The following is a 26301-nucleotide window of genomic DNA, read 5'->3' on the forward strand; positions in this document are numbered from 1 at the left end:
GCCAAGGGCTGCATCGGGTGTGTTACCGAGCGGACAAAAGTACCCGGCCGCTATGGTCACGGATAACGACGCTGCAACAGTGACTGATGGTGTCACCGCATAATCAGTGTGCACATTGTTCTATAAGGAAAGCAGAAGATGAGAATCACCAAGACCCGTACATTTACATTAAAGAAAGTCGCTCTGGCACTGATGATAGCCGCGGGCACCATTACCAGTGCCTATGCGGTAGTGACTGGTTCGACTGGCACTATTCGGGGCGTTATTCCGGTGCTGAAATCTGCCAGTGGTGCTGACATCCACGCAGTGGACTTTGCGACCAATGGTACTAACCCGTTGATGCCGGTCACCGGTGACACCATTACCATGACCTACAAATACACTGATACTGATGGTGATGCGGATAACTCCACGACCACGGTACACTGGTACTACGTGCCCGCCAACGGTACGGCCCCGCAGGTAGAAATCACCACAGGGATTACCAATGCGCTGGCTGGCGATACCACCGATAGTGCAGGCGGCAGCAGCGCAGTTGTCATTCCTGATGAAGCGCTAGGGGCCATCATTAAAGCAGTCATCACGGAGACATCCGTGACGGGTGACCTAAATACCGGCTACACCCTTACCTATGACAATGTCTCTAAACCGGGCGCTATCACTCCGGGACCCGATGGCGGCACCGATACTGGCGGAGGAGGGGAAACGACGGTTCCTGACCAACCCGTTGGACCGGGGGCCGATTTGATCCCGGCTATTTACACAACCACGGATACTGGTTTCACCACCAACCTGCTTGCCACAGAGAATGCGAATATCAAACTGAAAGTCGGTGCGACCTATCAGTTCAAACTGTTCGGGTCAGATGGCACTACCGACCTGACCAGTACTGTCAATTACAAATGGAAACTTACCGGGAGCAGTGCAACCACCCATACCGCAGCACCGGAAACCTTGTTCAATCCAGATGCTAACTTTGTGGTACCGGCAAATGTGGCGGCTCAGGCGGTCGTTGTGTCACCAGACGGTGTGCAGGGCTTTGGTTTGGCGGTCGATTACAACGCCAAACAGTAAAGGATTTTACTCTCTGGCAGGCCTTTCGGGGCCTGTTTTTACCGATATTCAAGACAGACACTACAGGGGCTATCTGAGCGTTTGCGCTTAGACGAGTGTTCAGATAACCATTGTTTTGGGCACATAGCAGGCAGACCGGGAAGGATGACAATCATGAAAAACGAGACCTGCTATTCTGATGCTGACAGACAGTACATTAGGGCACACCGACAACGCTGCTACCGGCCAGGTACGGTGTCCACGCTGGTGGGGCTGATACTGGTGGCGATAAGCGCCCCGACAGTTTGGGCAAAAGTGACTCACTCCACAGGCACCATTGAGGGGCGGCCTCCCACTGCAACGGGATTACTCAATGTGATGTTCCCGGGGGGAACCACGGCTGTGACCCAAAATGTAGTAGTAGGAACAGCCCATAAACCCAATGATTTTTGGCTTTCTGCATCCGGCCTGATATTGAAAGACCAGGACAGTGATACGGGGTTAAGTGCCTCTCTGGATACCGCCGCCGTGACCTGGGTCTGGAAGTACAACAATGTGGTGCTCACACCAGCACAACTGGCGGCACCGTTCAGTGCGTCATTTTTAGGCAAAACGCTGACAGTGGTCGCCAGTGGCCCGATAGCAGTCTCCTCGCTCACTGGGGCCCCAACAACCAGCAGCCCGAGTACCCTCAGCAGCGCCACATACACACTTGTGGTACCTGCGAGTTTACCGGTGGTGCGGGTAAATGGGGCCAGTTTCGCCTTAGACTCTGGCTTCCCAAAAACCGGCTTCAGTCAGGCCACATTCCAGTTTTGGATGAACGGGACCAGCGCCAGCGGGAACAGCAATTACACTTTCGCTGCTGACCCGCGGGCACCGTGGGTCACTGTTAACCCCGCAACCGGTGTAGTCACATTCGTCGCTGAACCTGCGTCCGCACAAACCGTAAATATCACCATTACTGATACGCGCACGAACGAAGTTACACCTTACTCATTCACCATTGGCACCTGGTTTGTGAACAACGGGAGTAACAAAATGACAGCAGCCCAGGCTGATTCCTATTGTGCCGGTTTAGGGGCGAGTTACGGAGTGCCAAGTTATTTAAAAATGACGAATGCGGCGACAGGAACAAATGGAACGCGCGCACCTGATGGCAGACTTTGGGATGAGTGGGGGAGTTTAGGTGTTGCGGACTACACAGGTTCCGGCTGGGTCAGCAACTACCATTGGGCGTTTGAACTGTATGGTACCGGCAGCAGCAGCCGGTACGTCGTCTTCCTCAGCGTTGGCAACATGTCCGGCTACTTCTCGGTGAGTCAGCTCTATGTTGCGTGTTCGAGGACTCTTTGATCTCTATAACCATAGATCATAAGCCGCCACGATAAGCAGGTAAGTAAAGCGTCCGCGCCACGGATGGCGCGGTTCAAACCGGCAAGGTGGTTGTTGTTAAAAGGGAATATGGCGTCTTTATGATCTGCCTATTCTCTGCGCCGTTGGCACCTTGTCAGCAACTATCAAAGATAGCTGAAAGTGTCTGTCCCAGGTGACTTACTGCGTAGCTTTCGCATTACCCGCTTGCGCGGCAGTTTTCACCCAGCCATCAAAGGTGGCCTGATGAGCCTGAATCCAGCCATTCACATGACGTTCAATATCGGCATCTGACGATTCACCTGCGTGCATCCGCATGTTCTGCGCATTTACATCATTAATCGATAATTTCATGATAGAGAACAGCTTAGCGGCAGCCGGGTTAGCTTCAGCCCATTTTTTGTTAGCCACGATATGCATCACACTTGGTGGGAAGCCGTAGTTCGCACCATTAGACAGCTTGGTGTCGATAGTTTTATCCGGCAGGGAAGAGAAAGGAACCTGCAACCATACTACGTCACGGCCCGGTACCAATACATCACTGACCCAATAAGGTGTCCAGGTGTAATACAGGATCGGTTTGCCTTCTTTGTAACGGGTAATGGTATCGGCAATCATCGCGGCATAGTTACCCTGATTATGGGTAACGGTATCGCTCAGACCATACGCTTTGATCTGATGATTTATCGGTGCTTCACAACCCCAGCCCGGATTACAGCCGGTTAGATCGGCTTTGCCATCGTTATTGGCATCAAACAATTTGGCGATTTTCGGATCTTTTAGCTGCTCAATATTGGTAATGTGGTATTTATCAGCGGTTTTTTTGTCAATCAGATAACCCTGTGCCAGCCCTTCAATATAATTACCCTGACGATAAAATTTGGCATCGCCACCGGCCGCATTATATTGGTCGTTATGCAGCGGTACCCAATTAACCGCCAGATAGGTGGCATCACCTGCGCCGATAGTTGAATACGCAACGTTGTAGTCTACCTCTTTGGTCGGTTGGACATCGTAACCGAGTTTTTCCAAGGCTTTATTGACCAGAGAGGTCTGGAAGGTCTCTTCCGAAATGGTACTTTGCAGTGGCTGGACAGTGATGCCTTTGCCCGGTAATTCTGCGGCGGATAACTGAGTGCTGATCAGTGTGGTGAGGGCTAAGGCCCAGATTCCTGTCGAACGCATAGTTGTTCCTTTTTAAGCTATTTTACTTGCCATTTTGAACGTGGCAGCGCTCAACGTCCTGCGGTGATTGCGCGCTGCCCATGTCCAAACTGCCTGCGACAATTACGCTTAAATTTGAGCGTAATAATTTGAAATTACTTAGTATTTCGAAATGGTTTGGTGATAAGCCCAATCGGGCCGGCTGCATACCAGCGGCCAATACCTTTGGTACGGCGATCACGGCCTAATGATTGGGTCAGGCGGTCAAGGATAATCGCCAGAATCACGATACCGACACCACCGACGGCGGCCAGCCCCATATCAAGGCGGCCAATACCGCGCAGTACCATTTGACCTAAGCCCCCGACAGCAATCATCGAAGCGATAACCACCATCGACAGTGCCAGCATCAGGGTTTGGTTGACACCGGCCATGATGGTTGGCATCGCCAGCGGTAACTGCACTTTGAACAGTAATTGGCGTGGATTAGCGCCAAAGGATTCAGCGGCTTCGATCAGATCTTCTGGTACCTGTTTAATGCCCAAAATAGTCAGCCGGACAATGGGGGGCAGAGCAAAGATGATAGTCACGACCACGCCGGGGACGTTACCGATACCGAATAGCATAACGATGGGCACCAGATAAACGAATGCCGGTGTAGTCTGCATGGCATCCAGTAACGGCCGAATTATACGTGCGGCATTATTACTGCGTGCCAGCCATATCCCCATCGGTAGCCCGATAAGAATGCAGAAGAACAACGAAGTCAAAACCAGTGCCAGTGTCACCATCGCTTGTGACCACGCACCAATAGCGCCAATAGCCACCAGTGAGATCAGGGTTGCCACGCCCATTCCTAAGGTGGAGAACTGCCAGGCGATCAGCGCGAAAACCAGAATCGCGATCGGTGCTGGCATGCCCAGTAGCAGGTGCTGAAAGCCACTGAGAATAAAATCAACCGGCACACGAATGCCCTGGAACAGCGGGCGAAAATGCAGCACAACCCAGTCAATACCGTGAGTGACCCAGGAATCCAGTGGCACCCAGGTGTTATGGAACGGGTCCATCAGGCTGAAATGTTCGGGAGCAGCGGCCGGAGTACTATTCAACCAATCGGTACTTTGTGTCGCAGTGCTCTGAACGGCCTGAGAAGCAACCTCATGGCTGGCACTGCTTGCGGCATGGCTACCCTCGGCCATGCTCGCTCCCCACGGGTCAGCAGCGGCTGACAGTGTCTGAGGGGCAGTATCCGTAGCTACCGGTGCTGCTGAAGCCGCCGCATCCGTCGCCCAAGGGTTACTGTCTACGGGGGTACTGTTTTGAATTGGATCACTCATTTGGCGTTTCCTTATCTAAGGCCTGCAACAGCATGGCTTTGGAAATAATACCGATATAACTGTTGTCTTCACCGACCACAGGGACCGCACACGGCGCCTGGGCAACCAGTGAAATCAACTCACTGAGGGGCATATCTGCGGGAACCGGTGCCGGATCGGCCAGTAAGGCACTATCCAGCGACTGGCTCTCAGACAAGGCTTTTTTCAGTGAATCTATCGATACCACGCCAATAAACTTCTGCCCGCGTTCCAGCACATAGCCATAATCGCGGTCTTCGTCTTGCAGCAGTTTTAACGCCGAACGCGGGCCGAAACCCGGAGTTTTACGGATTAACGATACCGGGCGACGGCGCGCGATATCCTTGGCACTAAAGACGTGGCTGATATCGACGCCACGGAAGAAGGTGCGCACATAGTCATTAGCCGGATTATTCAGTATTTCATCCGGGGTGCCGACTTGTACTACTTCGCCGCCCTGCATAATGGCGATACGATCACCAATGCGCATGGCTTCATCCAGATCATGAGAGATAAAGACAATGGTCCTTTGATGTTTGGCCTGTAATTTGACCAGCTCATCTTGCATTTCTGTTCGTATTAAGGGGTCTAGCGCCGAAAAGGCCTCATCCATTAATAAGATGTCAGGGTTATTGGCCATCGCACGGGCTAAACCGACGCGCTGACGCATCCCGCCGGAAAGTTCATCGGGGTAGGAGTGGGCATAGCTTTCCAGACTCACCTGACGCAGTGCTTCCAGCGCTTTGTCGTGACGTTCCTGCAAAGGGACGCCAGCCAGCTCCATACCGAATGCGGTGTTATCGAGAACATTCAAATGGGGCATTAATGCAAAGGACTGAAAGACCATACTGATCTTATTACGGCGAACGGTGCGCAGGGCACTATCAGATATTTTGGCAATATCTTCGCCATCGATCAGTACTTCTCCACGGGTGGGTTCTATCAGACGATTGAGAAGGCGTACCAGGGTGGATTTACCGGAACCGGATAACCCCATGATGACGAATATCTCGCCTTCTTCAATGGCCAGATTGGCATCTTTAACGCCAACGGACAAACCAGTTTTGGCAAATATCTGCTCTTTATTCTTACCTGATTCAAGCAGCTTAAAAGCCCGTTCTGGATGCTCACCAAATATCTTATATAAATTTTTTACTTCGAGTTTAATTGCCATGCAGTTGGTGTATTCCTCTGTCAATTTTGAATTATGTTTATTCGATCAATGTTTATCCTGATGAAAAAATAGAGCGCCATATACCCTAACACAGTGAGAATCTGAGACAACCCTCAATGTTCTTATAATCTGAATTGCAATAGTCCTTATCTCAGTATATATCTTTTAAACTTGTTAATTTACATGCGTTAATATTGTGTTTTTTTGATGTGCGTGTCTCGTCTAATATCGATAGGCCGAGTTAACTCTAATTAGTGAGTTAATGGTGTGAATGTTGTCCCGGTATATCCAATATATGGCTTATGTCATTATTGATTATATCTCTCCGATCTTTGCCTCTGCTTAGTCTTGGACTTAGGCGCTCTTCAGCGCGCTGATATCACATTTTTATCGTCGCAATATATACGCTGAATCCCCCTTATACACTGGCCTGCGCCTAAATGAGCGGTGAGATGAAAATTTCAGTTTTTAGTTATGGGTCTGTTCATTAAGGAGGTAAAACGCAGACGGTGCTGTGAATTGTTTTCGAGGTGACTGAGGCTTTAAATCATCACAAAATAAACGGCAGCCTCGCTGTGACTGCCAGTGGGTGTGGATCCCCTCATTTTTATGCCATAAAAGTGAGGGTGAGGCGCAGGCGGGGAAAGCTTAAAAGTCCCAGTCTTCGTCTTCGGTGTTAATCGCTTTGCCGATCACATAAGAGGAGCCTGAACCGGAAAAGAAATCGTGATTTTCGTCTGCATTTGGTGATAATGCCGCCAGAATCGCCGGACTGACCGCTGCCTGACTGGCCGGGAATAAGGCTTCATAACCTAAATTCATTAATGCTTTATTGGCATTATAATGCAGGAACTTTTTGACATCTTCGGTCCAGCCGACCTTATCATACAGGTCCTCGGTGTAACGCACTTCATTGTCATATAAGTCTTGCAGCAGATCGAAGGCAAAGTTCTTTATTTCCTGACGGCGAGCATTATCGACTTTCTCCAACCCTTGCTGAAATTTGTAGCCGATATAATAACCATGTACGGCCTCGTCGCGGATGATTAATCGAATAAGGTCGGCCGTGTTGGTTAATTTAGCCCGGCTGGACCAATACATCGGTAAATAGAAGCCGGAATAGAATAAAAATGATTCCAAAAATACACTGGCTATCTTTTTCTTCAGTGGGTCATCATTATGGTAGTGCTGTAAGATAATATCGGCTTTCTTTTGTAGTGGGCCATTTTCTTCACTCCAGCGATAGGCGTCGTCCACATCAGATGTCATGCAAAGAGTAGAAAAAATAGAGCTATAAGAGCGGGCATGGACCGCCTCCATAAAGCTAATATTCGAGAATACCGCTTCCTCATGAGGGGTGATTGCATCTTTAATCAGTGCCGGTGCACCCAAGGTATTCTGAATAGTATCCAGCAGTGTTAGGCCGGTAAAAACCCGAATCGTAAGTTGTTGTTCATTAGGTGTCAGCGTTGCCCAAGAAGGAATGTCATTTGATAGTGGGACTTTTTCTGGCAGCCAGAAATTAGCCGTCAGGCGGTTCCATACATCCAGATCTTTATCGTCTTCAATCTTATTCCAGTTAATGGCACTGACGTGCGCTATCGGTTTTACTGCACTCATATCATTTTCCTTATCAACCATTTTTATTCATTCAGTGCCGCGCATTACAGCGAGCAAGAAACACAGCCTTCGACTTCCGTGCCTTCAAGTGCCATCTGGCGCAACCGGATGTAATAAATGGTCTTAATCCCTTTTTTCCAGGCATAAATTTGCGCTTTATTAATATCGCGGGTGCTGGCGGTATCACGGAAGAACAGGGTCAGTGATAGCCCTTGATCGACATGCTGTGTTGCCTCCGCGTAGGTATCGATGATTTTCTCCGGCCCTATCTGATAAGCGTCCTGATAATATTCAAGGTTATCGTTAGTCATATAAGGTGCGGGATAATATACCCGGCCAATCTTGCCTTCTTTGCGAATCTCAATCGGCGAGACAATCGGGTGAATACTCGATGTCGAATGATTGATATAGGAAATAGAACCGGTAGGGGGTACTGCCTGCAAGTTCTGGTTATAAATACCGTGTTCCATCACTGACTGGCGTAATGCGGCCCAGTCCTGCTGATCGGGCAGTACAATAGCGGCCTGAGCAAATAGTGCCTGCACCTTGGCGGTTTTAGGCTGCCAGCGCTGTTCGATATATTTAGTGAAATAAGTACCCGAGGCATAATCTGATTCATCGAAGCCTTTAAAGCGCTTACCCCGTTCTATTGCCAGTTGGTTTGAGGCACGGAGGGCATGATATGTCACGGTATAAAAGTAGATATTGGTAAAATCGAGCGCTTCTTCTGAGCCGTAGAAAATACGTTCGCGGGCCAGATAACCGTGCAGATTCATCTGCCCGAGGCCAATAGCATGAGATTCCTGGTTACCTTTCTCAATAGAGGGCACCGAGCGAATATTGCTCATATCGGACACGGCAGTCAGCCCACGAATAGCGGTTTCAATCGATTTGCCAAAGTCTGGTGAATCCATGGTATGCGCGATATTCAGCGAACCAAGGTTACAGGAAATATCTTTGCCGATATGGCGATAACTAAGATCGTCGTTGTATTCGGTTGGTGAATTAACCTGCAAGATTTCTGAGCACAGATTGCTCATATTGATTCGGCCTTTAATCGGATTGGCGCGATTAACCGTGTCCTCAAACATCATGTAGGGGTAACCGGATTCAAACTGGATCTCGGCCAGAATCTGGAAGAACTCGCGCGCCTTTATTTTGCTTTTGCGGATACGCTTATCATCGACCATCGCGCGGTATTTTTCGCTAATACTGATTTCTGACATTGGTACACCGTAAACCTGTTCTACATCGTAAGGAGAGAACAGGTACATTTCTTCGTTATTCTTCGCCAGCTCAAAGGTAATATCCGGGATAACCACGCCTAAGGAGAGGGTTTTAATTCGAACTTTTTCATCGGCATTTTCGCGTTTGGTATCCAGAAAACGTAAAATATCAGGATGATGGGCATGGAGATATACCGCTCCCGCACCTTGCCGTGCACCCAACTGATTAGCATAAGAAAAGGCATCTTCCAGCATTTTCATGATCGGGATGACGCCGGAGGATTGATTTTCAATTCTTTTGATCGGCGCACCGACTTCACGAATATTACTTAGCAGGAAAGCGACCCCGCCGCCACGCTTGGACAATTGCAGTGCTGAGTTAATGGAGCGGCCAATTGACTCCATATTATCTTCAATACGTAACAAGAAGCAGGAGACAAGCTCACCACGCTGTTTTTTACCACAATTGAGGAACGTCGGCGTTGCTGGCTGGAATCGGCCAGAGATTATCTCTTCTACCAGTTCCTGCGCCAGTGTCGGGTTACCTGCTGCCAGGGTCAGCGCCACCATGCAAACCCGATCTTCATAGCGTTCCAGATAACGTTTGCCATCAAAGGTTTTCAGGGTATAGCTGGTGTAATATTTAAATGCACCGAGGAAGGTAGGGAAACGAAATTTTTTGCTGTAGGCCTGTTGGAATAATCCTTTGATAAAGCTGAAATCGTACCTTTCCAGTACCTCTTTCTCGTAATATCCTTCTTCGACTAGATAATCGAGTTTTTCCTGCAAATTGTGGAAAAACACGGTGTTTTGATTTACGTGTTGCAAGAAATACTGGCGTGCCGCCAGTCGGTCTTTATCAAACTGGATATGTCCATCGGCATCATAGAGGTTCAGCATCGCATTCAGCGAGTGATAATCAAGCTCGCTGCTGGATGGTTCAGTGATATTCAGTTTTGTCGTTGCCAAAATTCAGTTACTCCCATGCGCACATTTGCCACATCTTCTGCTGTACCCAGTAGTTCAAAGCGATACAGATAAGGAACCTGACATTTTTGGGAGATGATTTTCCCTGCCAGGCAATAGGCGTCGCCAAAATTAGTGTTACCCGCCGCAATAACGCCGCGGATCAATGAACGGTTGTGTGGATCATTTAGAAATCGAATAACCTGTATCGGTACTGCTCCTATCGGGCTGCCGCCGCCATAGCTGGGTACTAACAAAATATAGGGTTGCTCAAGTTGTAGTTTCCCTCGCGCACCGGCAATGGGGATGCGTATTGCCGGGAGTGCTAACTTTTTGACAAAACGGTGAGTGTTCTCCGAAGAGCTGGAAAAATAGACCAGCGGATTCATGTCGCTACCCTTATCAGGCACTGACGGCCTGAACCAATGCATTAATTTTGTCAGGGCGGAAGCCAGACCAATGCTCATTACCTGCAATAATCACCGGCACTTGCTGATAGCCAAGAGATTTCACATGATTTAATGCTTGTAAATCTTCTGTTAAATCAATTGTTTGATAGGCTATTCCTTGTTTGTCAAATGCGCGGTAAGTGGCATTGCACTGGACACAATCAGGTTTACTGTAAATAATAATTATCATGATTCGTATTTACCTTTTATGTTAAGAAAAGGCGGATTAGCCGAGTTGTTGATGCGCTGTGACCACCTGCCTCTGATAATCAACTGCGGTTTCATTTCCGTAGGTGATTAAATGAATACTATATCTAGTGTTTATTTAATTCAACCACACTATATGTAGTTTTTTGATGATTCAACAGCAAGTCAGAGATAGGGCCACCAACTCGGGGCACCGTGAGATGCTATCGGCAAGTCTGAGGCGTCAGTTGGCAGGGGGGGTTGAGGTTGAACAACAAGCTGGAGGAGTACAACTGCTGGCGCGACTGGGTAAGGGGTTTGCTGATTATGCCGTAGCAAGGTGGGCGCGACAGCAAGGGTTGGTGGTTCAGGCGCTGGCCCGCAGTGAGTTTAGTATCACTCGGGCCACCAATTAACCAAACCGCCAGATATCGTTATCAACACAAGTAGACACAGCAATGAGGGTGTTAAAATACCGGCGGTGTATTGGCTATCAGATTATTTTTAACGGCGTGCTAACAGCACACCCAGTACGATACCGATCGCAGCACCAATACCGACACCTTGCCATGGTTTGTCGCGGATGTAGTCATCTGCGTTACCTGCAACATCGCGTGCATGCTGTTTTAGGCTGGTCGAACCGTTGAAACGTGCTCGTGCATCACGTAATACACCTTCGGCATTGTGGCGCACCTTGGTCAGCTCCTCTTTGGTTTTCTCACCTGATGAACGCAAGACATTGTCGAGAGTATCTGCCAGAAGGGTCACGTCCTGATTGAGATCTCTTTCAATTTTTTCTGATTTCTTGAACATTTGACGCTCCATTTTGCCTGATGAACATTAAGCATAGACCATCAAGTCGCTGTGACATGTGCTTCAGGACTAATCCGAGGGCGAGCGGAGAATTAACCACAATGAAACTGCCGCACCGCGAATTGTTTTTAAATAACGTGAAGCATGATGCGTAGCGTAAATAACAATCACTATTACTTTGTACATTTGGTTACTTTACGAAACCAATGACTCACGGAAAGGAAAAATTGATTCCTCTATGATTCTTCCAACGGCCCCACAGGGGGCTTAGCGAAACAAACTCTGAGGATTTTAAAATGAAAAAAGTATTAGCGCTGATCGTTGCTGCAACCATGGGTCTGTCTTCTGTTGCTTTCGCTGCTGAAACTACTGCAGCCGCTACAGCAGCACCAACTGCAACCAGCACTACTGCTGCTCCTGCCGCAGAAAACGCAGCACCAGCTAAAGCAACTCACCATAAAAAACATAAAGCAACCAAACAAACCACAGAACAAAAAGCACAATCTGCTAAAAAACATGTGAAAAAAGCACCAGCTCAAAAAGCACAGGCTGCTAAAAAACACGTGAAAAAAGCGCCAGCTCAAAAAGCACAGGCTGCTAAAAAACAAGTGAAAAAAGCGCCAGCTCAGAAAGCTCAGGCTGCTAAGAAACACCAGAAAGCCGCTAAAAAATCAGTAACAGCTCCAGCTGCATAATTATGCCGGAATGCGGGCCATTGAGTACCGCACCGTCTAGCCAATTCCAGACACCCGGTTAATGCCGGGTGTCTTTTTTTATAGGCTAACCATCATGATCAATCGTTATTTGTTTGAACTGATTTTCAGTGTGATGACCCTATGTGGTGTATCACTTGCCTGTGCGCTGTTTCTTACCGACACCTTTATTTAGTCTTGCAGAGTCTGGATGGCATGTGGCGTCACCCTAATAATGTTGCAATATCAGCGCAAAATATGTTGTTGATGAAGGAACTCAACGATCTGTTGAACCGTTTGTTGATGTAACTTTTCTCTTTTTGTCACTGATGTTGCACAGATAAAGTCTTCGCCTTCCTCTGCCAGAACTGCGCGGGCTGTCGGTTTACAGGCTGGCAGGAAATCGAAATGGCCGCTGTGGGCTAAGGTCCTTGTGGTTATACCCGGCGGATTAAGCTGCTTTATCCATTCACTCCCGCCCAGATTTAGTGCCATATTCGGTGAGATAAAATAGTGAGCATTAATCAGAAGCAGTGGGGCTGTTAAATGAAACAAGCTACTGTTTTGATAAAATGGCACCATGCCGGGGTCCAAAGCGACCGCAAAACGTAAACGTTTATCGGCATAATTCCCTTCAAATTTCCGCACTGGAAGTGCCTTTAATTTTACGTCCGCACGGGTATAAAACTGGCAGTTGGCTTGTTCGGGTTGCTGTTGGCAGCCGGCAATGAAACGTGGAAATGAAAGCGTTGCACCCAATGCCGCAATGGCACTGTAACCCCCTTTCGAATGGCCAATGACCCCAACAGGTTGATTATCCAGTACCGACTTCCAGCGTGAATCAGACAGTAGTGCACTAATAATAAAAGAGATATCTTCAGTTTGTAACCATAGCTGTGCTGATTCAGCCGGTATTGAGTTGCCAGTGGTACTACCCGGATGATTGGCTGCGACTACCACCATTCCTTGCTGTACCAACTTATCTGCCAACCACGCCATACTGGTATTGTTTCCACCACTGCCGTGACTGAGGACAACCAATGGGAACTGGCCTGCGGCAAGGGGGGCGTCAGGTAAAACCGAGATACTGTTGAAGACGGCGTTATCAGCCAGTAGGGTTGTTGTTCCCTGTTTCGCCGTTGGATAATAAATTAAGCTATCAAGTTGGCGCTGGCGTTGAGTGTCATTGAATGAAATGTGAGTAACCGCTGTTTGCCAGCCATAACTGACCATTGGGAAAAACAGCAAAAAACAGAAGCACAGCACAGCATTTTTCATGATTTAATATCCTGACTGATTGAGTTCTGTATCACCTTAGAGGGAAGGGAATTTAGCCGCGACCTCGATCATGATCCAGTCCCTGAACCTGCTTGTTTTCGCTTATCTGGCTGTCTACACTACAAAACCGTTATTCACGATATCCACTTGTTAAGGCAAGGGTTATGCCACTGATCCCCGTCTCTTTTCTGTTATCAATTTTATGTATTGGTTTGTTTTATCATTTGATTAAATCCGGTAAGCAGAGCGGATTCTTACTGCTGCTATTGCTGGTTTGTGCATTACAAAGCGGGTTGATTGGCTTGCGCTACGGCTATCATCTTGCCCTGTTTAATGGCTTACAACCTATCGTCGCTATGACTATCCCGCCGCTGACCTATTTAGCACTCCGCAGTACAGCCGAGGAGAGAAGGGTGGGTATGTGCCAGCCTGGGATACATGCTTTAGGCCCTATCGGTACGGCAATTTGTGTCTGGATCGCGCCGCAGTGGCTCGATGCAATGGTCATTATCAGTTATTTGTCTTATGGCCTTGCGGTGCTGGTTTACTTGCGTCCTGGTGAGGATCGTTTGCAACAGATCGCTGTGGAAAAAAGTTGGCTTAGCTACCGCTTATGGCTTCTTATGGCTATCTTGCTGATTGGGTCGGGGGTGGGCGATATCATTATCAGCGCCGACTATGCATTTTTTGCCGGAAATCAGGCTGGGCTAATAGCCAGCCTCAGTAATCTTCTGATTACGTTGGCGATGTGCTACACCCTGGCGACCAGCGCACATCGTGAAGAGCCGACGGTTGAGTTGGCGGTAACGGATGATAAGCCATTAGCTGAATCGCTGGAGGCACTTTTCTCTATCATCTTATTGACCTTAAAGAAAAATAATCTGTATCTGGAGAGCCAACTCAACTTGTCAACGTTGGCGCGCAAAGTTGGCGTTGCCCCGCGCAAAGTGTCGCAGGCGATTAATCAGCAAACGGGGCAAAATGTTTCGCAATACGTTAATCAGTTGCGGGTCGATCATGCCGCGATGCTATTGATGCGTACGGGGCTACCGGTGATCGATATTATGCTAGAGGCGGGGTTTCAGACTAAATCCAATTTCAATCGCGAGTTTATGCGAGTTAAGGGCATGACCCCATCGCAATGGCGTGAAAACAGGCCCTCACGGGAGGCTGAATAAGATTTTATTATCCGTAACTGAGTTAGCCCTCTTTTGTGGCGGCTCACACGCTACGGGCGGTTTTGGTATGCGACTGCTATGGCGACACTACCACGCCAGCAACGGATTATTAACGCGCCAGTCGGGTAAAAATGGTGTTGTTTGGCTCGCCGGTGTGTGGACTATTCCGAAATAGTCGTTTTGAGCCAATAAATACGTGGTTTCCCTTATTTATTACGGTAAGGTCGCTCAATAGCAGTCAAAAAGAGGGGAAATAAATGTATTTACGGCCAGATGAAGTGGCTAAGGTCCTGGAGAATGCCGGTTTTGATCGGGATTATACAGTGGATCAGGCTTACGGTTATCGCAAAGCGGAACATTACGTTTATGTTAACCGCGAAGCCCGAATGGGCAGGACAGCATTGGTTATTCATCCCGCGCAAAAAGATAAAAGCTTGCTGTTTGCCACACCAACGGCAACTATTCGTATCAGTGATAAGTATGTCGAGTTTCCGCTTTATCTGGCCGGTGAAGCTGACGACCGCTATGGTATTGCCCACGGTTTTAGCTCAAGAGAAATGTTATTGCGCTATCTAAACAGTATGTACCCGTAAAACTAGCCCACCTTGGCGCAATAAATTTCACCGCGCCGTAGTGCCAGAATCAATGCAATACGGCGTCTGCTTCCTGATTAAATTGCATATTATACTGTCGGCGGAATTGCGCCAATTCAAAGGCATCTAAATCCAGTTCTGCGAAATAGAACAAAGCCGCTTCGGTATGTTCGGCTGTTAGCATTGGGGATATATGTGAGCGAATCAGCGTATTGCGCCATTGCATCACATTTTCATCGGAAGGATCTTTGATAAAGGTTTGGTAAATAAAGACCAGATAAGCCGCCTTTCTCACATCCTCGGCATAGCCATTGCTGGTGGAGCGGATAAACATTTGTGTCTGGCGTTGCCCCATTTCTTGCAACATTGATTCAATATAAATCGGTTTTATCTTCAGTAAATTGGCCAGTGTATCCACCGCTTTACGGGTATCGGATGTCAACACACGGTAGCCGACAATAAAAACTACGATCAAAACAGCAATAATTATCCACGTCATTGAGTGTTTCTTTGCGCCGTAAAAGGTGTAATTGACAACGTAAAATTATCTGGCTGTTAAGACGCCTGAGTAGATAAAATCAACGAAGTGTTTAAGGGTTATCGCCACTGAAATTATCGCTATTTTTTTGCTGGTTATTCAGATGATGATTAAAAGCGGCAGCATCTTTCGCCAGAGCGTCAAGATGCGCACCCAGCACTTTAATTTGCCGAACCAATGAATGTTGCTCCGGCAAGGTGTTTGCGGTGTTAAGCTTTCTAAGCAACATATCATTTTTAGCACGCAATGCTGTTTCCCGTGCTTTTGACTGCTCCAGTTCATGTTTTAATGCATTGTAGCTTGCCTGCCATGTCTGGTGCTGTTTCTCAAAAGTTGACTGCAACTCACTCATTGCATTAAGAAACTGTACTTCAAGCTCACGCATTGTCATTGCTTTTCCTTTATGACGGCTTCCGATTTTCATTGGCATTATAACGAAATCTGAGCATAACCTCACCCGCTAGAATCTGTCTTTCTAGCCCGGCACAGGATGCATCCGGGCGATGTATGACCGTTGGTTTTATACCCGTCATACTTCAAACTGCATGTGCGTTGGCTGCCATTACTCACCCAAGTCATTGAGTTATCTCAACTCCATGGGTTCATTTCGTTGCCGCCTTCCTACAACTTGAATTATTTAGGGTATATCATAATTTATGCACAATTTGTTTTTATCATTCATTAATACTCAAAATAAATAAGGCTTGCTATTAATATCTCAGCATGCGTTAATAGCTTCATCGGTTTGTAGCACAGACCTATTTATGTAAGCCATTTAAGTAAAGCAGTTCCTAGTTAAAGCGATATTTTTAGACATCACTTCTCCGACGAATTTCCTTCTTTAGTGCCCCCATAAGTAACTCTTGATCAGCAGACCACAATTGCCACGTTTTGGCACAAATAATGAAGGAAATATCTCTATGTCTAATAAAATGACTGGTTTAGTAAAATGGTTTGACGCTGGTAAAGGTTTTGGTTTTATTTCTCCTGCTGACGGTAGCAAAGATGTATTCGTACATTTCTCTGCAATCCAGGGCACTGATTACAAAACTCTTGATGAAGGCCAGAACGTAGAGTTCAGCATCGAACAAGGCCAGAAAGGCCCTTCAGCTGTAAACGTAGTAGCACTGTAATTTACACTGCTATCATGAACGTTTAGCTGTAATTAAATCTGGCTCAGGTCAGATTTTTTTTTTGGTAAACGTATTGTTGGTAACACTATTGTTGGAAAGTTGCGATAGCGATGATGGCCTAAGCCGGAGCAGACAATAATATCCTCAATAATATTATTCTTATTTCTTAAATAAGAATTACCAACAACCTAAAAACCTCGCCACGGCGGGGTTTTTAGTTTTCTAATCTTGTCGATATTGATTCTTTACTCTGGAACACCTCCCTTAGTTATATTTAAACTGCCGCCGATACACTGCAGGTGTGATCCCTACTTTTTGGCGAAATGCATTTCTAAAACCTTCAATGGTCTGAAATCCGCAATATTCGGCAATTCTTGCAATACTCATCTGATCCCTTTCTAGTAATTCTTTCGCTTTGTGCATTCTCTCGTGCTGTAACCATATTTTGGGCGATTGGCCCGTGGCGGCAGAAAAATGCCGTAAAAATGTTCTGTCACTGAGCGCCAATTCGGCAGCCATCTGGCTGACACTCCAATTATGGGCCAGTTGCCCGCGCACTTGCTGCATCATTTTTGCCATATCCCGATGCGTTTCTTTGGCAAGAGGCAGTGGAATAAATTGCTGTTGCCCACCCCGTCTCTGGGGTGCCATGACTAACCGCTGTGCTACCTGATTGGCAATTTTAGCCCCAAAATCACGGGTAATCAGATGTAAGCAGGCATCAATACCGGCACTGCTACCCGCAGAGGTGATAATTTGCCCCTCATCAACATACAACACATTGGCATCGACATGAATGTCAGGGTAGTGTTGCGCCAGATAATCGGTATAGCGCCAGTGAGTCGTGGCGCTTTTCCCCTGTAATAACCCCGCTGCCGCCAGTACAAAAACACCAGAACAGATGGATATAATGCGTGTACCGCGTGCAACTGCTTGCTGCAAAGCCTCGATAAGTGCTGTTGGAGGGGGAGAGTCAGGGCTACGCCAACCGGGTATTACAATGGTTTTAGCCTGTTCCAGTAGGGACAGATCGGTATCAACTCGAATATGTAGACCACCATTGGCCGTTGTGATGTGTTGATCTACACCTACCACTTGGTGCCGGTACCAGGGAAAATCAAATTCAGGGCGCGCTAACCCAAATATTTCCTGCGCAATACCAAACTCAAATAGGCACAATCCGTCGTAAGCCAGCGTCACCACTAATCCCGGCTCTTCCTTTGGTCTGTTGGCAGATATTGACGCAGTGGAAATATTCATTGGCGTATCTCAGTGGTTTATTGTCATGTCTGCCACTGTAATCAGCTAATGCCATTTCATAAAGTGGTGTTTTATAATATTGAATGGAGAAATCATATGAGCAGTTTAGTCAGTCAGACCCCACCGGCTTGTGCCGAACGCGCATTACAGTACTTTTCTCAGCGTTTAGCATTTGAAACTGATTGCTCAGATGTCTATACCTGCCAGCAGCAAGGTAATGTGGATTTTGTGTTGGTGGATGTGCGTAGTGAGGCGGCATTTGCCACGCTACACCTACCGGGAGCTATCAATATTCCTCATCGATTAATGGATGCTACTTTGCTTTCAGTCTATCCACCAGAGACATTATTTGTGATTTATTGTGCCGGCCCACACTGTAACGGTGTTCACCGTGCAGCCGTTAACTTGAGTAAACTTGGTTATATGGTTAAGGAGATGATAGGTGGTGTAACGGGCTGGCGTGATGAGGGGTTACCGATGCACACTAAAACTCTGACCATTGATAAACCCAGTGATCCGGTGAACTGTGGTTGTAATATATGAATGTAAACATGTCGTTTTTTCGTGCGCAGGGCAATTGGCGTTATTATTCTTGGCGCTCGTTATCGGTTAGCTGATAGAGTAACCGCGTTTACTCATTGCGGGAATTCTGTATGCGGTCTATTTATCTGTGGATAGCCGTGGTGGCTATTAGCATTACGGCACTCGTATCTCAGCTCAGCTTCTTTTTTATTGAACCTCAAATGGGGTGCAGCGCAGGGAAAGTTTTAGTGCTTAAACGCATTCCGAAGATGAACTTTATCGATAGCCCACAAGGATACTGCCAGCGCCAATATCCGACAGAAGACTATGCTCGCTGTGAGCCAAAAATCCTCCCCTTGCTTTTGGAGAGCACTCAAGCTTTGTATGAGTTGCCATTTAGCGCTTATTTTTATGAGATGAGCTACCAGCCTAATGGTTAGGTATTCACTGTAAGTGGCTACGGTCACTATACTGCATATTTTTAATATACGTGTAAGTAAAATAGTTTCATTGCTTTAATATATAGCATAAAGGAGTTAGCGGTGAATTGGACGGAGGTTATGGTATCCGCAGGTGTTGGTGTGGTTTTGTCTGGTATCACAACAATATTACGCAACAGAAATAAACTTAATAAGATTAGTGCTATTCTGCTGGTTATTATTCCAATTGTGGTCGGGAATATTATTTATTACCAATATATTAATCCGAACGGGCTACGGAACGGTGATCGTGCGCGAATAGAAGATTCTTTTGAAAACGTTCCCGTATTACAGACAATAAAGCAACAAGACCCGGTGCTGTATACTCAACTGATTAACAATTTTGTCAATTCGATAAAAGCGGGACATTCTGAGCAGCAACTGATTGACGAAATGAAGCAGACAATTGCGGAGTTAACGGTAAAACGCATTCAGCGCGCGCCTGATGAAAATGTGATTACTTATATGCAAGTTATCTTGGAAGAGTTGCGCTATTATCAGGAACATAATCGTAGCGAAATGCTCTGTTTTAAAGCCCTCTTCCCGCAGGTCAGTGGGGGAGTTAATAGCACTAAAGTGTTACCTACCGAACTGCTAATGCGTGATCTGGAGGCGATCAATCTTTTGTTTAAAGCCTCTACTGGTGAGTTCGTAAAGCCGACCGATCAAGAGCATGAAAGCAAACTGAAAGCCATTGTGCAGCGGATGGAGCAGCAGTACGGTAATGATTTACAGATGTTCGTAAATCCAGCCGCTCCTGATGCCGATCGCGAAAAAATCTGTGATATGTCCATCGATATGTATACCCAGATATTAACGCTCTCGCCTAAGGATGCGGGGGCTATTTTGCGTTCAATGTTAGCGGGGGAGTAAAGGATAGCGAAAGATGTTTTTGCCACAAAAAATATTCTGATGTGAAGGAATGTCTACTCAATCACTCTCTTTCTCTCATTATTATGATAGGTTTCACTCAGTGGAAAATAATCTCTGGTTGGAACTTATCCTATTATCCTGGTGATATTTTGCTGATTAGCAATAACAATTGAACTGATGACGCGATAATTAAGCACTTGGATGAAATGGCGCGTGTGCTAATTAATAGGCTATCTCTCTTGGTTTGTGGGAACTAATCGGCGAATTATGTTGTAAGGTGATATTATAATGAATATATCGGTTATCTAATTTAATGTTTTTTGTTGTTTTTATAGATGTAGATCAACTTTATTTATAGTCAACGTTAGAACTGTCTTGGTTTTCTTTGATTTTCCTCATCTAAATCTGATATTTATCAGTTTAGTGCTGTTAAGTTCCAAGTAAAGAATAGAAAATTAGTCATTAATGCTAAACATGGTATCAATTACTCATATTAATGTTTAGTGCTACGCTTAATTACTTGTTGAATCTTTGTCTGACAGGCAATGCCCTATATTTGCTGGCTAATTTATCAAAGGATGATTCATGTCTAAACGTCTATGGCTCCGAAATACCCTACTAACAGCGGCTTTACTCAGTGTTTTTTCTGTTCCCGTTAGTGCCGCAACACATACGCTGCAACTGGCTATCGGTGATGAACCCACAGAAGGATTTGACCCGATGTTAGGCTGGAGTCACGGCAGCTATCTGCTGCTGCATAGCCCGTTGCTAAAACAAAATGAAGATCTTAGCTGGCATGATTTTCTGCTGAGCCAGTATAAAACCAGCGATGACGGTAAAACCTGGTTACTGACGCTCAAGCCGGGCCTCAAATTCTCTGACGGCTCTCCTCTGACAGCCAAAGATGTGGTGTTTACCTATAACAATGCGGCTGCCAGTGGCGGTAAAGTCGATATGGGTAATTTCCTCAGCGCCGAAGAAATTGATCCCCTCAATATTCGTATCCAATTGAAAGCACCACAAAGTACTTTTGTAAATGTGTTGGGATCGCTGGGGATTGTTTCTGCTGATAAATATAATGCCAAAACCTATGCGCAAAACCCTATTGGTGCTGGTCCGTACCGTTTGGTGAGTTTCCAACCTGGCCAGCAAATGATCGTGGAAGCTAACCCTCATTATGCGGGTAATAAAAATGATTTCGATAAACTGATTTTTGTTTTCCTTGACGAAGATAGCGCCTTTGCTGCAGCACAAAGTGGGCAGTTAGGGGTAGTTCGTATTCCACCATCGATGGCGGCCGGCCCGGTTAAAAACATGAAGTTATGGGTCCGACCAAGTGTGGAAAACCGGGGCATTGTGTTCCCAACCACCCCAGCAGGTAAAAAGGATGCGCATGGTTACCCGATTGGTAATGATGTAACGGCTGATGTTGCTATCCGCCGTGCCATTAACTATGCCATCAACCGTCAGCTTCTGGCCGACCAAATTATGGAAGGTCATGCGATTCCTGCCTATACAGGTGTGCAGGGGCTACCATGGAATAACCCAGATTCGGCCATTAAAGATGGTGATATCGAACAAGCCAAACAGATATTAGAGCAGGCTGGCTGGAAGCTAAACAGCCAAGGTATTCGGGAAAAGAGTGGGGTTCCGGCCAACGTGACGCTTTGGTATACCAGCGGTGATACTACGCGGCGCGATTTAGCCCAGGCACTGCGTTCGATGCTAAAACCTATTGGTATTGATGTTGATTTGAAATCCGGTAGCTGGGAAACCGTTGAACGTAATATGCATGCTAACCCCACGTTATTTGGCTGGGGTAGCCTTGATCCAATGGAGCTGTACCATCACTACAGCAGTAAAGCTGCCGGTGTTGAATATTATAATCCGGGCTACTACCAGAATCCGGTAGTTGATAAACATCTGCAACAGGCACTGGACGCACCAACTTGGGAACAAGCGGTGCCATTTTGGCAACAGGTTGATTGGGATGGAACGACCGGTGCCGGTATTCGTGGTGATGCGGCATGGGCGTGGTTATTGAATATTCAGCATACTTACCTGGCTAATGATTGCGTTGATTTAGGCAAGGGGGCACCGGAAATCCATGGTTCCTGGTCATTGCTTAATAGCCTTGATAGCTGGAAATGGACCTGTCAGTAATGAAGGGGTTCTCGCTATTTACTCTGCGTTTAATTTGCCTGCTGTTAATCACCGCAGTAGGCACTTTTACGCTGCTGAGCTTTTCCCCAGTAGACCCAATACGCGCCTATATTGGCAGTGAGCTGCTGCATGTTCCACCGGAACAATATCCACTGATTGCGGCGCGGTGGGGGTTGGATCTGCCTTTGTGGCAGCGTTTCCTACATTGGTTTACTCAGGTTTTGCAAGGTGATTTGGGTTACTCCATGCTGTATAACGCGCCGGTCTCACAGGTTATTGGTGAACGTTTTGCCACCTCGTTTGCGTTACTGCTTTCGGCATGGCTATTCTCCGGCATTGTTGGGCTACTGCTGGGGCTGACTGCGGGGCGTTATCTTAATCGCTGGCCTGATCGTCTGATCTCAACCCTGTCATATTTATTGGCTTCGCTGCCCACTTTCTGGATTGGTTTATTGTTGCTGTCATTATTTGCGGTGAAGCTGAATTGGGCGCCGATTTGCTGTGCATGGACACCCGGCAGCACTGCTGAAATAGCCAGTTGGGGCGATAAACTGCGCCATCTCATTCTGCCAATGCTGGCTTTAGGATTATTGGGTGTTGGCAACATTGCGCTGCATACCCGCGCCAGAGTTGCTGAAGTGATGAACAGCGAATTTATCCGCTATGCCCGCGCACAGGGGGATAAGGGCTGGTCATTGGTTCACTTCCATATTTTACGCCATGCCATTACGCCAGCACTGTGTCTGCAATTTGCCTCAGTGGGGGAATTACTGGGTGGTTCGCTGTTAGCGGAGAAAGTTTTTGCCTATCCCGGCTTAGGGCAAGCCACTATTGATGCCGGGCTTCACGGCGATATTCCGTTACTGATGGGGATCGTCATGTTTTGCGCCATATTAGTCTTTTGCGGTAACAGCGTTGCCAACGCACTGTTACATCGCTTGAATAGGGGAGCTGCGCGGCAATTATGACTTATAACCCAAACCGGGCGTTATTCCGGCTGTTCGTTTCATTGGCGCTATTATCCATTTTAATCGTTTATGGTTGGGTTATTTACCCCATTGAAGTTCCAATGGATCTGATGGCGCGCCGCCAGCCACCATCACCGGCTTATTGGTTTGGTACGGATAGTCTGGGGCGTGACCTGTGGTTGCGCTGTTTTCAGGGCATGACAACCAGCTTACAAATTGGCCTGATTGCTGCTTTTGCCAGTGGGCTGTTGGCGATGCTCACTGCCAGTTTGTGTGCTATCAATAAAACGCTGGATTATATCATTCGCGGATTAATTGACAGTATGTTGGCATTGCCTCACTTGCTGTTGTTGGTGCTGATCTGTTTCACGTTGGGGGGCGGGAAACAAGGCGTTATTCTGGCGGTAGCACTCACCCATTGGCCAAAGCTCGCATTGATTCTACGTGCAGAAATCTTACGTATTCGTGAGACTGATTATGTGATGCTATCTCATCGGTTGGGTAACAGTAATTTTTACCGTTGGCGTCATCATCTGCTACCGTTATTACTGCCACAATGGATTGTTGGCACACTATTAATGTTCCCCCATGCGGTGTTACACAGCGCAGCGCTCAGTTTTCTTGGGTTTGGGCTGTCACCCCATGAGCCGTCGTTGGGGATATTATTAGCGGATGCACTGCGTTACCTGAGCAGTGGTGCATGGTGGCTGGCATTTTTCCCTGGCCTGATTTTGGTGGGATTGGTATTGGTATTTGACCAGTTTGCCCGGTCGCTGCAACAACTCTGGGTGAGGATAACCTGATGTTGAAATTTGCAAGGTTCGCTATTGATGTTGCTCATTATCGCTGGCTGGGGCGAAAAACTTGGCATCCTTTGCTGAGTAATATTTCTTTGGAGGTGAATCCGGGGGAACTGGTGGCGTTAGTCGGCGGTAGCGGTGAAGGCAAAAGTTTGTTGCTGCAAAGTGTATTAGGTTTATTGCCGGACAATATGCGTTGCCATGGTGAGATTATCCTTGATGGCGATGTTTTGTGTGCTCAGGACAAAATTGAGCGGCGTGGTAAAACGTTATGTTATGTTCCTCAAGGGGTTAGCGCCCTAAACCCATTAATTAAAGTCGGCTCACAGATGACCCGCGCCGCGCAGCTTAGTGGTGTAAAACTGCGGTTGGAAGATGTGGCAATGCAACTGCAAACCTACAATCTTGCGCCGGGGTTGGTACATGATTTCCCTCGTCAACTCTCTGGCGGCATGGCAAAGCGCGTGCTGACCAGTTGTGCCACGTTGACTAATGCCCGTTATATCTTGGCAGATGAAGTGACCTCATGGCTCGACGACGAGCATGCCTGCCAGTTACTGACTCACCTGCGAGCTTTTTGCCAACAAGGGCGTGGCATTCTATGGGTAACCCATGATCTGGCATTAGCGGCACGTTTTGCCGATAAAATTGCGGTGTTACATCAGGGTAAGTTACATGAGACGCTGAGTGCCGAAGAATTGAAGAATAACGGTGGTAGCCCTTGGCTACAATCACTATGGGCCGCACTGCCGGAGCAACAATTTGTTAGCCCGCATATAGCCGCGACAGAGGTGGGCGAATATGTTTAGTGTCGATAATCTGACGGTGGTTCAAGGTGGTAAACTGTTGTGGGATGGTCTGTCCTTTTCTCTAACGGCGGGAGAGCGTTTAGGTATTTCGGCCCCCAGTGGTTTTGGCAAAACGACCCTTGGCCGTGTATTAGCACAATGGCAATCGGCAACATCAGGGCAAATTTTAATCGATGGTGTACCGCTCGCTAAAAAGGGCTATTGCCCCATTCAATTGGTGCCTCAGCACCCAGAACAAAGTTTCAATCCTTACCGAACGACGGGTGAGAGCTTACATGATGCCTGGCGGCCCGATGCTGATTGGCTTGAGCGGATGGCTGTTAATCCTGATTGGTTGAAACGCCGACCTGATGAGTTATCGGGGGGGGAATTGGCTCGTATTGCACTGTTACGGGCACTGGATCCGCGCACCCGATATTTGATTGCTGATGAAGTAACGGCACAATTGGATGCACATGTTCAGGCGCAAATTTGGCGCGTGTTATTAGATGAGGCTGCACACCGTCGTTTGGGGCTTATTGTTTTTAGCCACAATAAATCTTTATTGGAAAGGGTATGTTCGCGCATATGGATACCTGAACGAGAAAGCAAAAAAAAGCATTATTTAAACTCCGAGGCTAAGCCTCAGACTGGTTTGGCATGGATAAAAACAGGATAACCATAGTGTTAATTAATAATGGCGAAATGACCTGTCTCTATATCCTAAATAATTCGAGTTGCAGGAAGGCGGCAACCGATTTGTACAGCATTTATGCTAGCCCGTAGGGTGAGCCTCAAGGATGAGGCTCATTAATCCCGGCGAGCTTACTGTCGTAAGTGATTCGGGTTATTGAGTGTAGCCAAAGCACATGCAGCTTAAAGTATGACGGGTATATCAGGTGATTATAGTAACTCAATGCCTAATGATGGGGGGGCTATTATGTAAAACAAATTTATTGATTAAGATCACATTCTCTTTGAGTAATGATAAGAATGCGAAACTATAACGTTGTAAACATAAGGAATAGCACATTAAGATAAATTTATATAAATGACTTGAGTTTATATTAACATGAGGGGCGCTATTATGTTATCCGGCAGTTAATATTATTACCTGTTCGTATAAGTGTAAGTACCCCTAGGTTTTGTGCGATTTTGTTTCTACCTCAATACTCCTGCTTAGTATCATATTTTGATGCAGTATATCTTACATGCTTTTTTTCAATGAATATAAATCCGCCTTTGTCTGTTTAACTTATTGATATTTAATGGTGTTTTTTAATGTAAATCTCATCGGTAGAGTGATTTTTATTAAGTTGTCAATTAATGATGAATTTTCCAGTTTTTGGTCTATATTGGTTAGAGGTGTTTTTTTTATAGCAATATATTGTTTTGTAGCCATCTCTGTTACAAAAAAAACACACACCAAAATTAGCTCTGAATAAGGGATTCATTAGCTATGGGGCACAGAGGCTTAATCGGTTCATCTGTTTGTTTCTCACTGTGGATAAATGCAGTAATCCTTTTCTGTTTTAGTAAAAAAATATTACCGGATGCCATTCACCTATTGATCGGCATAACTAAAAGCGGTAAAAAACACCTATCAAAAATTCATCATACAAATCAACCAGGCTGGATAACACCATCATACTCGAT

General features: G+C 46.7%; 27 protein-coding genes. 15 read left to right on the forward strand and 12 right to left on the reverse strand.

Going from position 1 to position 26301, the window contains the following annotated elements:
• Window positions 1–138 precede the first annotated feature (138 nt).
• Window positions 139–1074 carry a SinI family autotransporter-associated protein gene (locus A6J67_RS08620; RefSeq protein ID WP_226967889.1) on the forward strand — a complete coding sequence of 312 codons (936 nt, stop codon included), beginning with the start codon at window positions 139–141 and terminating at the stop codon, window positions 1072–1074.
• A gap of 153 nt (window positions 1075–1227) precedes the next feature.
• Complete coding sequence (locus tag A6J67_RS08625; protein ID WP_050074230.1) at window positions 1228–2409, forward strand: hypothetical protein; 1182 nt, start codon at window positions 1228–1230, stop codon at window positions 2407–2409.
• 198 nt (window positions 2410–2607) lie between these two features.
• Here A6J67_RS08625 and proX read toward each other — a convergent pair whose 3' ends face one another.
• From proX to nrdH, 7 genes are all read right to left on the reverse strand, one after another.
• Entirely contained in the window at window positions 2608–3612 is a 1005-nt protein-coding gene (proX, locus tag A6J67_RS08630; RefSeq protein WP_042568459.1) for a glycine betaine/L-proline ABC transporter substrate-binding protein ProX, read from the reverse strand.
• Window positions 3613–3746: 134 nt separating this feature from the next.
• Window positions 3747–4928, reverse strand: coding sequence for a glycine betaine/L-proline ABC transporter permease ProW (proW, locus tag A6J67_RS08635; RefSeq protein ID WP_050074232.1), 1182 nt, complete (start codon window positions 4926–4928; stop codon window positions 3747–3749).
• Window positions 4921–6120 carry a glycine betaine/L-proline ABC transporter ATP-binding protein ProV gene (proV, locus tag A6J67_RS08640; protein ID WP_005190752.1) on the reverse strand — a complete coding sequence of 400 codons (1200 nt, stop codon included), beginning with the start codon at window positions 6118–6120 and terminating at the stop codon, window positions 4921–4923. The genes proW and proV overlap by 8 nt, the downstream gene beginning before the upstream one ends.
• A gap of 648 nt (window positions 6121–6768) precedes the next feature.
• Entirely contained in the window at window positions 6769–7740 is a 972-nt protein-coding gene (gene nrdF / locus A6J67_RS08645) for a class 1b ribonucleoside-diphosphate reductase subunit beta (RefSeq protein WP_032907556.1), read from the reverse strand.
• Between the two features lie 44 nt (window positions 7741–7784).
• Window positions 7785–9935, reverse strand: a complete 2151-nt coding sequence (nrdE, locus tag A6J67_RS08650) for a class 1b ribonucleoside-diphosphate reductase subunit alpha (RefSeq protein WP_050296797.1) — start codon at window positions 9933–9935, stop codon at window positions 7785–7787.
• Window positions 9917–10321 (reverse strand): class Ib ribonucleoside-diphosphate reductase assembly flavoprotein NrdI, encoded by a 405-nt coding sequence (gene nrdI / locus A6J67_RS08655; protein WP_005190743.1) that lies wholly within the window; start codon window positions 10319–10321, stop codon window positions 9917–9919. The genes nrdE and nrdI overlap by 19 nt, the downstream gene beginning before the upstream one ends.
• A gap of 13 nt (window positions 10322–10334) precedes the next feature.
• Complete coding sequence (gene nrdH, locus A6J67_RS08660; RefSeq protein WP_005190740.1) at window positions 10335–10571, reverse strand: glutaredoxin-like protein NrdH; 237 nt, start codon at window positions 10569–10571, stop codon at window positions 10335–10337.
• 166 nt (window positions 10572–10737) lie between these two features.
• Here nrdH and A6J67_RS08665 point away from each other — a divergent pair, with 166 nt between their 5' ends.
• Entirely contained in the window at window positions 10738–10983 is a 246-nt protein-coding gene (locus tag A6J67_RS08665; RefSeq protein ID WP_087784936.1) for a hypothetical protein, read from the forward strand.
• Window positions 10984–11071: 88 nt separating this feature from the next.
• Here A6J67_RS08665 and A6J67_RS08670 read toward each other — a convergent pair whose 3' ends face one another.
• Window positions 11072–11380 carry a DUF883 family protein gene (locus A6J67_RS08670; protein WP_032907552.1) on the reverse strand — a complete coding sequence of 103 codons (309 nt, stop codon included), beginning with the start codon at window positions 11378–11380 and terminating at the stop codon, window positions 11072–11074.
• A 296-nt stretch (window positions 11381–11676) separates the two neighbouring features.
• Here A6J67_RS08670 and asr point away from each other — a divergent pair, with 296 nt between their 5' ends.
• Complete coding sequence (gene asr / locus A6J67_RS08675) at window positions 11677–12075, forward strand: acid resistance repetitive basic protein Asr (protein ID WP_050074240.1); 399 nt, start codon at window positions 11677–11679, stop codon at window positions 12073–12075.
• 243 nt (window positions 12076–12318) lie between these two features.
• Here asr and A6J67_RS08680 read toward each other — a convergent pair whose 3' ends face one another.
• A complete protein-coding gene (locus tag A6J67_RS08680) occupies window positions 12319–13350 on the reverse strand; it encodes an alpha/beta hydrolase family protein (protein ID WP_042568454.1) in 1032 nt (343 codons plus the stop codon).
• A gap of 164 nt (window positions 13351–13514) precedes the next feature.
• Between A6J67_RS08680 and A6J67_RS08685 the strand changes: the two genes are divergently transcribed.
• Window positions 13515–14528: a helix-turn-helix domain-containing protein gene (locus A6J67_RS08685; protein ID WP_050089796.1), complete on the forward strand. Its 1014-nt coding sequence runs from the start codon at window positions 13515–13517 to the stop codon at window positions 14526–14528.
• 257 nt (window positions 14529–14785) lie between these two features.
• Window positions 14786–15121 carry a DUF2002 family protein gene (locus tag A6J67_RS08690; RefSeq protein WP_005190713.1) on the forward strand — a complete coding sequence of 112 codons (336 nt, stop codon included), beginning with the start codon at window positions 14786–14788 and terminating at the stop codon, window positions 15119–15121.
• Between the two features lie 49 nt (window positions 15122–15170).
• Here A6J67_RS08690 and A6J67_RS08695 read toward each other — a convergent pair whose 3' ends face one another.
• On the reverse strand, window positions 15171–15620 hold the full coding sequence (locus tag A6J67_RS08695; protein ID WP_005190710.1) for a DUF1198 domain-containing protein: 450 nt from the start codon (window positions 15618–15620) through the stop codon (window positions 15171–15173).
• Between the two features lie 91 nt (window positions 15621–15711).
• The gene (locus tag A6J67_RS08700; protein WP_032907551.1) at window positions 15712–16050 is read right to left on the reverse strand and encodes an MbeD/MobD family mobilization/exclusion protein; all 339 of its coding nucleotides are present in this window, start codon (window positions 16048–16050) and stop codon (window positions 15712–15714) included.
• Window positions 16051–16579: 529 nt separating this feature from the next.
• Here A6J67_RS08700 and A6J67_RS08705 point away from each other — a divergent pair.
• The gene (locus A6J67_RS08705; protein ID WP_005275958.1) at window positions 16580–16792 is read left to right on the forward strand and encodes a cold shock domain-containing protein; all 213 of its coding nucleotides are present in this window, start codon (window positions 16580–16582) and stop codon (window positions 16790–16792) included.
• Between the two features lie 264 nt (window positions 16793–17056).
• Here the strand turns inward: A6J67_RS08705 and ftrA are convergent, their stop codons facing one another.
• Entirely contained in the window at window positions 17057–18052 is a 996-nt protein-coding gene (gene ftrA, locus A6J67_RS08710) for a transcriptional regulator FtrA (RefSeq protein ID WP_005190701.1), read from the reverse strand.
• Between the two features lie 96 nt (window positions 18053–18148).
• Here ftrA and A6J67_RS08715 point away from each other — a divergent pair, with 96 nt between their 5' ends.
• The 8 genes from A6J67_RS08715 (at window position 18149) to A6J67_RS08750 (ending at window position 25324) form a co-directional block, all read left to right on the forward strand.
• Window positions 18149–18595 carry a rhodanese-like domain-containing protein gene (locus A6J67_RS08715; protein ID WP_050089790.1) on the forward strand — a complete coding sequence of 149 codons (447 nt, stop codon included), beginning with the start codon at window positions 18149–18151 and terminating at the stop codon, window positions 18593–18595.
• A gap of 110 nt (window positions 18596–18705) precedes the next feature.
• Window positions 18706–19014, forward strand: a complete 309-nt coding sequence (locus A6J67_RS08720) for a hypothetical protein (protein WP_005190694.1) — start codon at window positions 18706–18708, stop codon at window positions 19012–19014.
• 102 nt (window positions 19015–19116) lie between these two features.
• Window positions 19117–19926, forward strand: coding sequence for a hypothetical protein (locus A6J67_RS08725; protein WP_032907548.1), 810 nt, complete (start codon window positions 19117–19119; stop codon window positions 19924–19926).
• Between the two features lie 585 nt (window positions 19927–20511).
• Complete coding sequence (locus A6J67_RS08730) at window positions 20512–22089, forward strand: ABC transporter substrate-binding protein (RefSeq protein ID WP_042568451.1); 1578 nt, start codon at window positions 20512–20514, stop codon at window positions 22087–22089.
• A complete protein-coding gene (locus tag A6J67_RS08735; RefSeq protein WP_072088766.1) occupies window positions 22089–23057 on the forward strand; it encodes an ABC transporter permease in 969 nt (322 codons plus the stop codon). Before A6J67_RS08730 ends, A6J67_RS08735 begins: the two co-directional genes overlap by 1 nt.
• Window positions 23054–23860 carry an ABC transporter permease gene (locus A6J67_RS08740; RefSeq protein ID WP_032907546.1) on the forward strand — a complete coding sequence of 269 codons (807 nt, stop codon included), beginning with the start codon at window positions 23054–23056 and terminating at the stop codon, window positions 23858–23860. The genes A6J67_RS08735 and A6J67_RS08740 overlap by 4 nt, the downstream gene beginning before the upstream one ends.
• On the forward strand, window positions 23860–24666 hold the full coding sequence (locus tag A6J67_RS08745; protein ID WP_005190686.1) for an ATP-binding cassette domain-containing protein: 807 nt from the start codon (window positions 23860–23862) through the stop codon (window positions 24664–24666). The genes A6J67_RS08740 and A6J67_RS08745 overlap by 1 nt, the downstream gene beginning before the upstream one ends.
• Window positions 24659–25324, forward strand: a complete 666-nt coding sequence (locus A6J67_RS08750) for an ABC transporter ATP-binding protein (RefSeq protein WP_032907545.1) — start codon at window positions 24659–24661, stop codon at window positions 25322–25324. Before A6J67_RS08745 ends, A6J67_RS08750 begins: the two co-directional genes overlap by 8 nt.
• Window positions 25325–26301 lie beyond the last annotated feature (977 nt).

The sequence above is a fragment of the Yersinia sp. FDAARGOS_228 genome, from assembly GCF_002073315.2.
Lineage (GTDB): Bacteria > Pseudomonadota > Gammaproteobacteria > Enterobacterales > Enterobacteriaceae > Yersinia > Yersinia intermedia.

Excerpts from the sequence above, each read along its gene's own strand:
- A6J67_RS08665 (WP_087784936.1), top strand. The coding sequence starts at position 10,738 with ATGATTCAACAGCAAGTCAGAGATAGGGCCACCAACTCGGGGCACCGT.
- A6J67_RS08680 (WP_042568454.1), bottom strand. The coding sequence starts at position 13,350 with ATGAAAAATGCTGTGCTGTGCTTCTGTTTTTTGCTGTTTTTCCCAATG.
- A6J67_RS08730 (WP_042568451.1), top strand. The coding sequence starts at position 20,512 with ATGTCTAAACGTCTATGGCTCCGAAATACCCTACTAACAGCGGCTTTA.
- asr (WP_050074240.1), top strand. The coding sequence starts at position 11,677 with ATGAAAAAAGTATTAGCGCTGATCGTTGCTGCAACCATGGGTCTGTCT.
- A6J67_RS08720 (WP_005190694.1), top strand. The coding sequence starts at position 18,706 with ATGCGGTCTATTTATCTGTGGATAGCCGTGGTGGCTATTAGCATTACG.
- A6J67_RS08750 (WP_032907545.1), top strand. The coding sequence starts at position 24,659 with ATGTTTAGTGTCGATAATCTGACGGTGGTTCAAGGTGGTAAACTGTTG.
- A6J67_RS08670 (WP_032907552.1), bottom strand. The coding sequence starts at position 11,380 with ATGTTCAAGAAATCAGAAAAAATTGAAAGAGATCTCAATCAGGACGTG.
- A6J67_RS08625 (WP_050074230.1), top strand. The coding sequence starts at position 1,228 with ATGAAAAACGAGACCTGCTATTCTGATGCTGACAGACAGTACATTAGG.
- A6J67_RS08685 (WP_050089796.1), top strand. The coding sequence starts at position 13,515 with ATGCCACTGATCCCCGTCTCTTTTCTGTTATCAATTTTATGTATTGGT.
- proW (WP_050074232.1), bottom strand. The coding sequence starts at position 4,928 with ATGAGTGATCCAATTCAAAACAGTACCCCCGTAGACAGTAACCCTTGG.
- A6J67_RS08705 (WP_005275958.1), top strand. The coding sequence starts at position 16,580 with ATGTCTAATAAAATGACTGGTTTAGTAAAATGGTTTGACGCTGGTAAA.
- A6J67_RS08620 (WP_226967889.1), top strand. The coding sequence starts at position 139 with ATGAGAATCACCAAGACCCGTACATTTACATTAAAGAAAGTCGCTCTG.
- A6J67_RS08745 (WP_005190686.1), top strand. The coding sequence starts at position 23,860 with ATGTTGAAATTTGCAAGGTTCGCTATTGATGTTGCTCATTATCGCTGG.
- nrdH (WP_005190740.1), bottom strand. The coding sequence starts at position 10,571 with ATGATAATTATTATTTACAGTAAACCTGATTGTGTCCAGTGCAATGCC.
- nrdI (WP_005190743.1), bottom strand. The coding sequence starts at position 10,321 with ATGAATCCGCTGGTCTATTTTTCCAGCTCTTCGGAGAACACTCACCGT.
- A6J67_RS08715 (WP_050089790.1), top strand. The coding sequence starts at position 18,149 with ATGAGCAGTTTAGTCAGTCAGACCCCACCGGCTTGTGCCGAACGCGCA.
- A6J67_RS08740 (WP_032907546.1), top strand. The coding sequence starts at position 23,054 with ATGACTTATAACCCAAACCGGGCGTTATTCCGGCTGTTCGTTTCATTG.
- A6J67_RS08735 (WP_072088766.1), top strand. The coding sequence starts at position 22,089 with ATGAAGGGGTTCTCGCTATTTACTCTGCGTTTAATTTGCCTGCTGTTA.
- A6J67_RS08700 (WP_032907551.1), bottom strand. The coding sequence starts at position 16,050 with ATGACAATGCGTGAGCTTGAAGTACAGTTTCTTAATGCAATGAGTGAG.
- nrdF (WP_032907556.1), bottom strand. The coding sequence starts at position 7,740 with ATGAGTGCAGTAAAACCGATAGCGCACGTCAGTGCCATTAACTGGAAT.
- proX (WP_042568459.1), bottom strand. The coding sequence starts at position 3,612 with ATGCGTTCGACAGGAATCTGGGCCTTAGCCCTCACCACACTGATCAGC.
- ftrA (WP_005190701.1), bottom strand. The coding sequence starts at position 18,052 with ATGAATATTTCCACTGCGTCAATATCTGCCAACAGACCAAAGGAAGAG.
- A6J67_RS08690 (WP_005190713.1), top strand. The coding sequence starts at position 14,786 with ATGTATTTACGGCCAGATGAAGTGGCTAAGGTCCTGGAGAATGCCGGT.
- A6J67_RS08695 (WP_005190710.1), bottom strand. The coding sequence starts at position 15,620 with ATGACGTGGATAATTATTGCTGTTTTGATCGTAGTTTTTATTGTCGGC.
- proV (WP_005190752.1), bottom strand. The coding sequence starts at position 6,120 with ATGGCAATTAAACTCGAAGTAAAAAATTTATATAAGATATTTGGTGAG.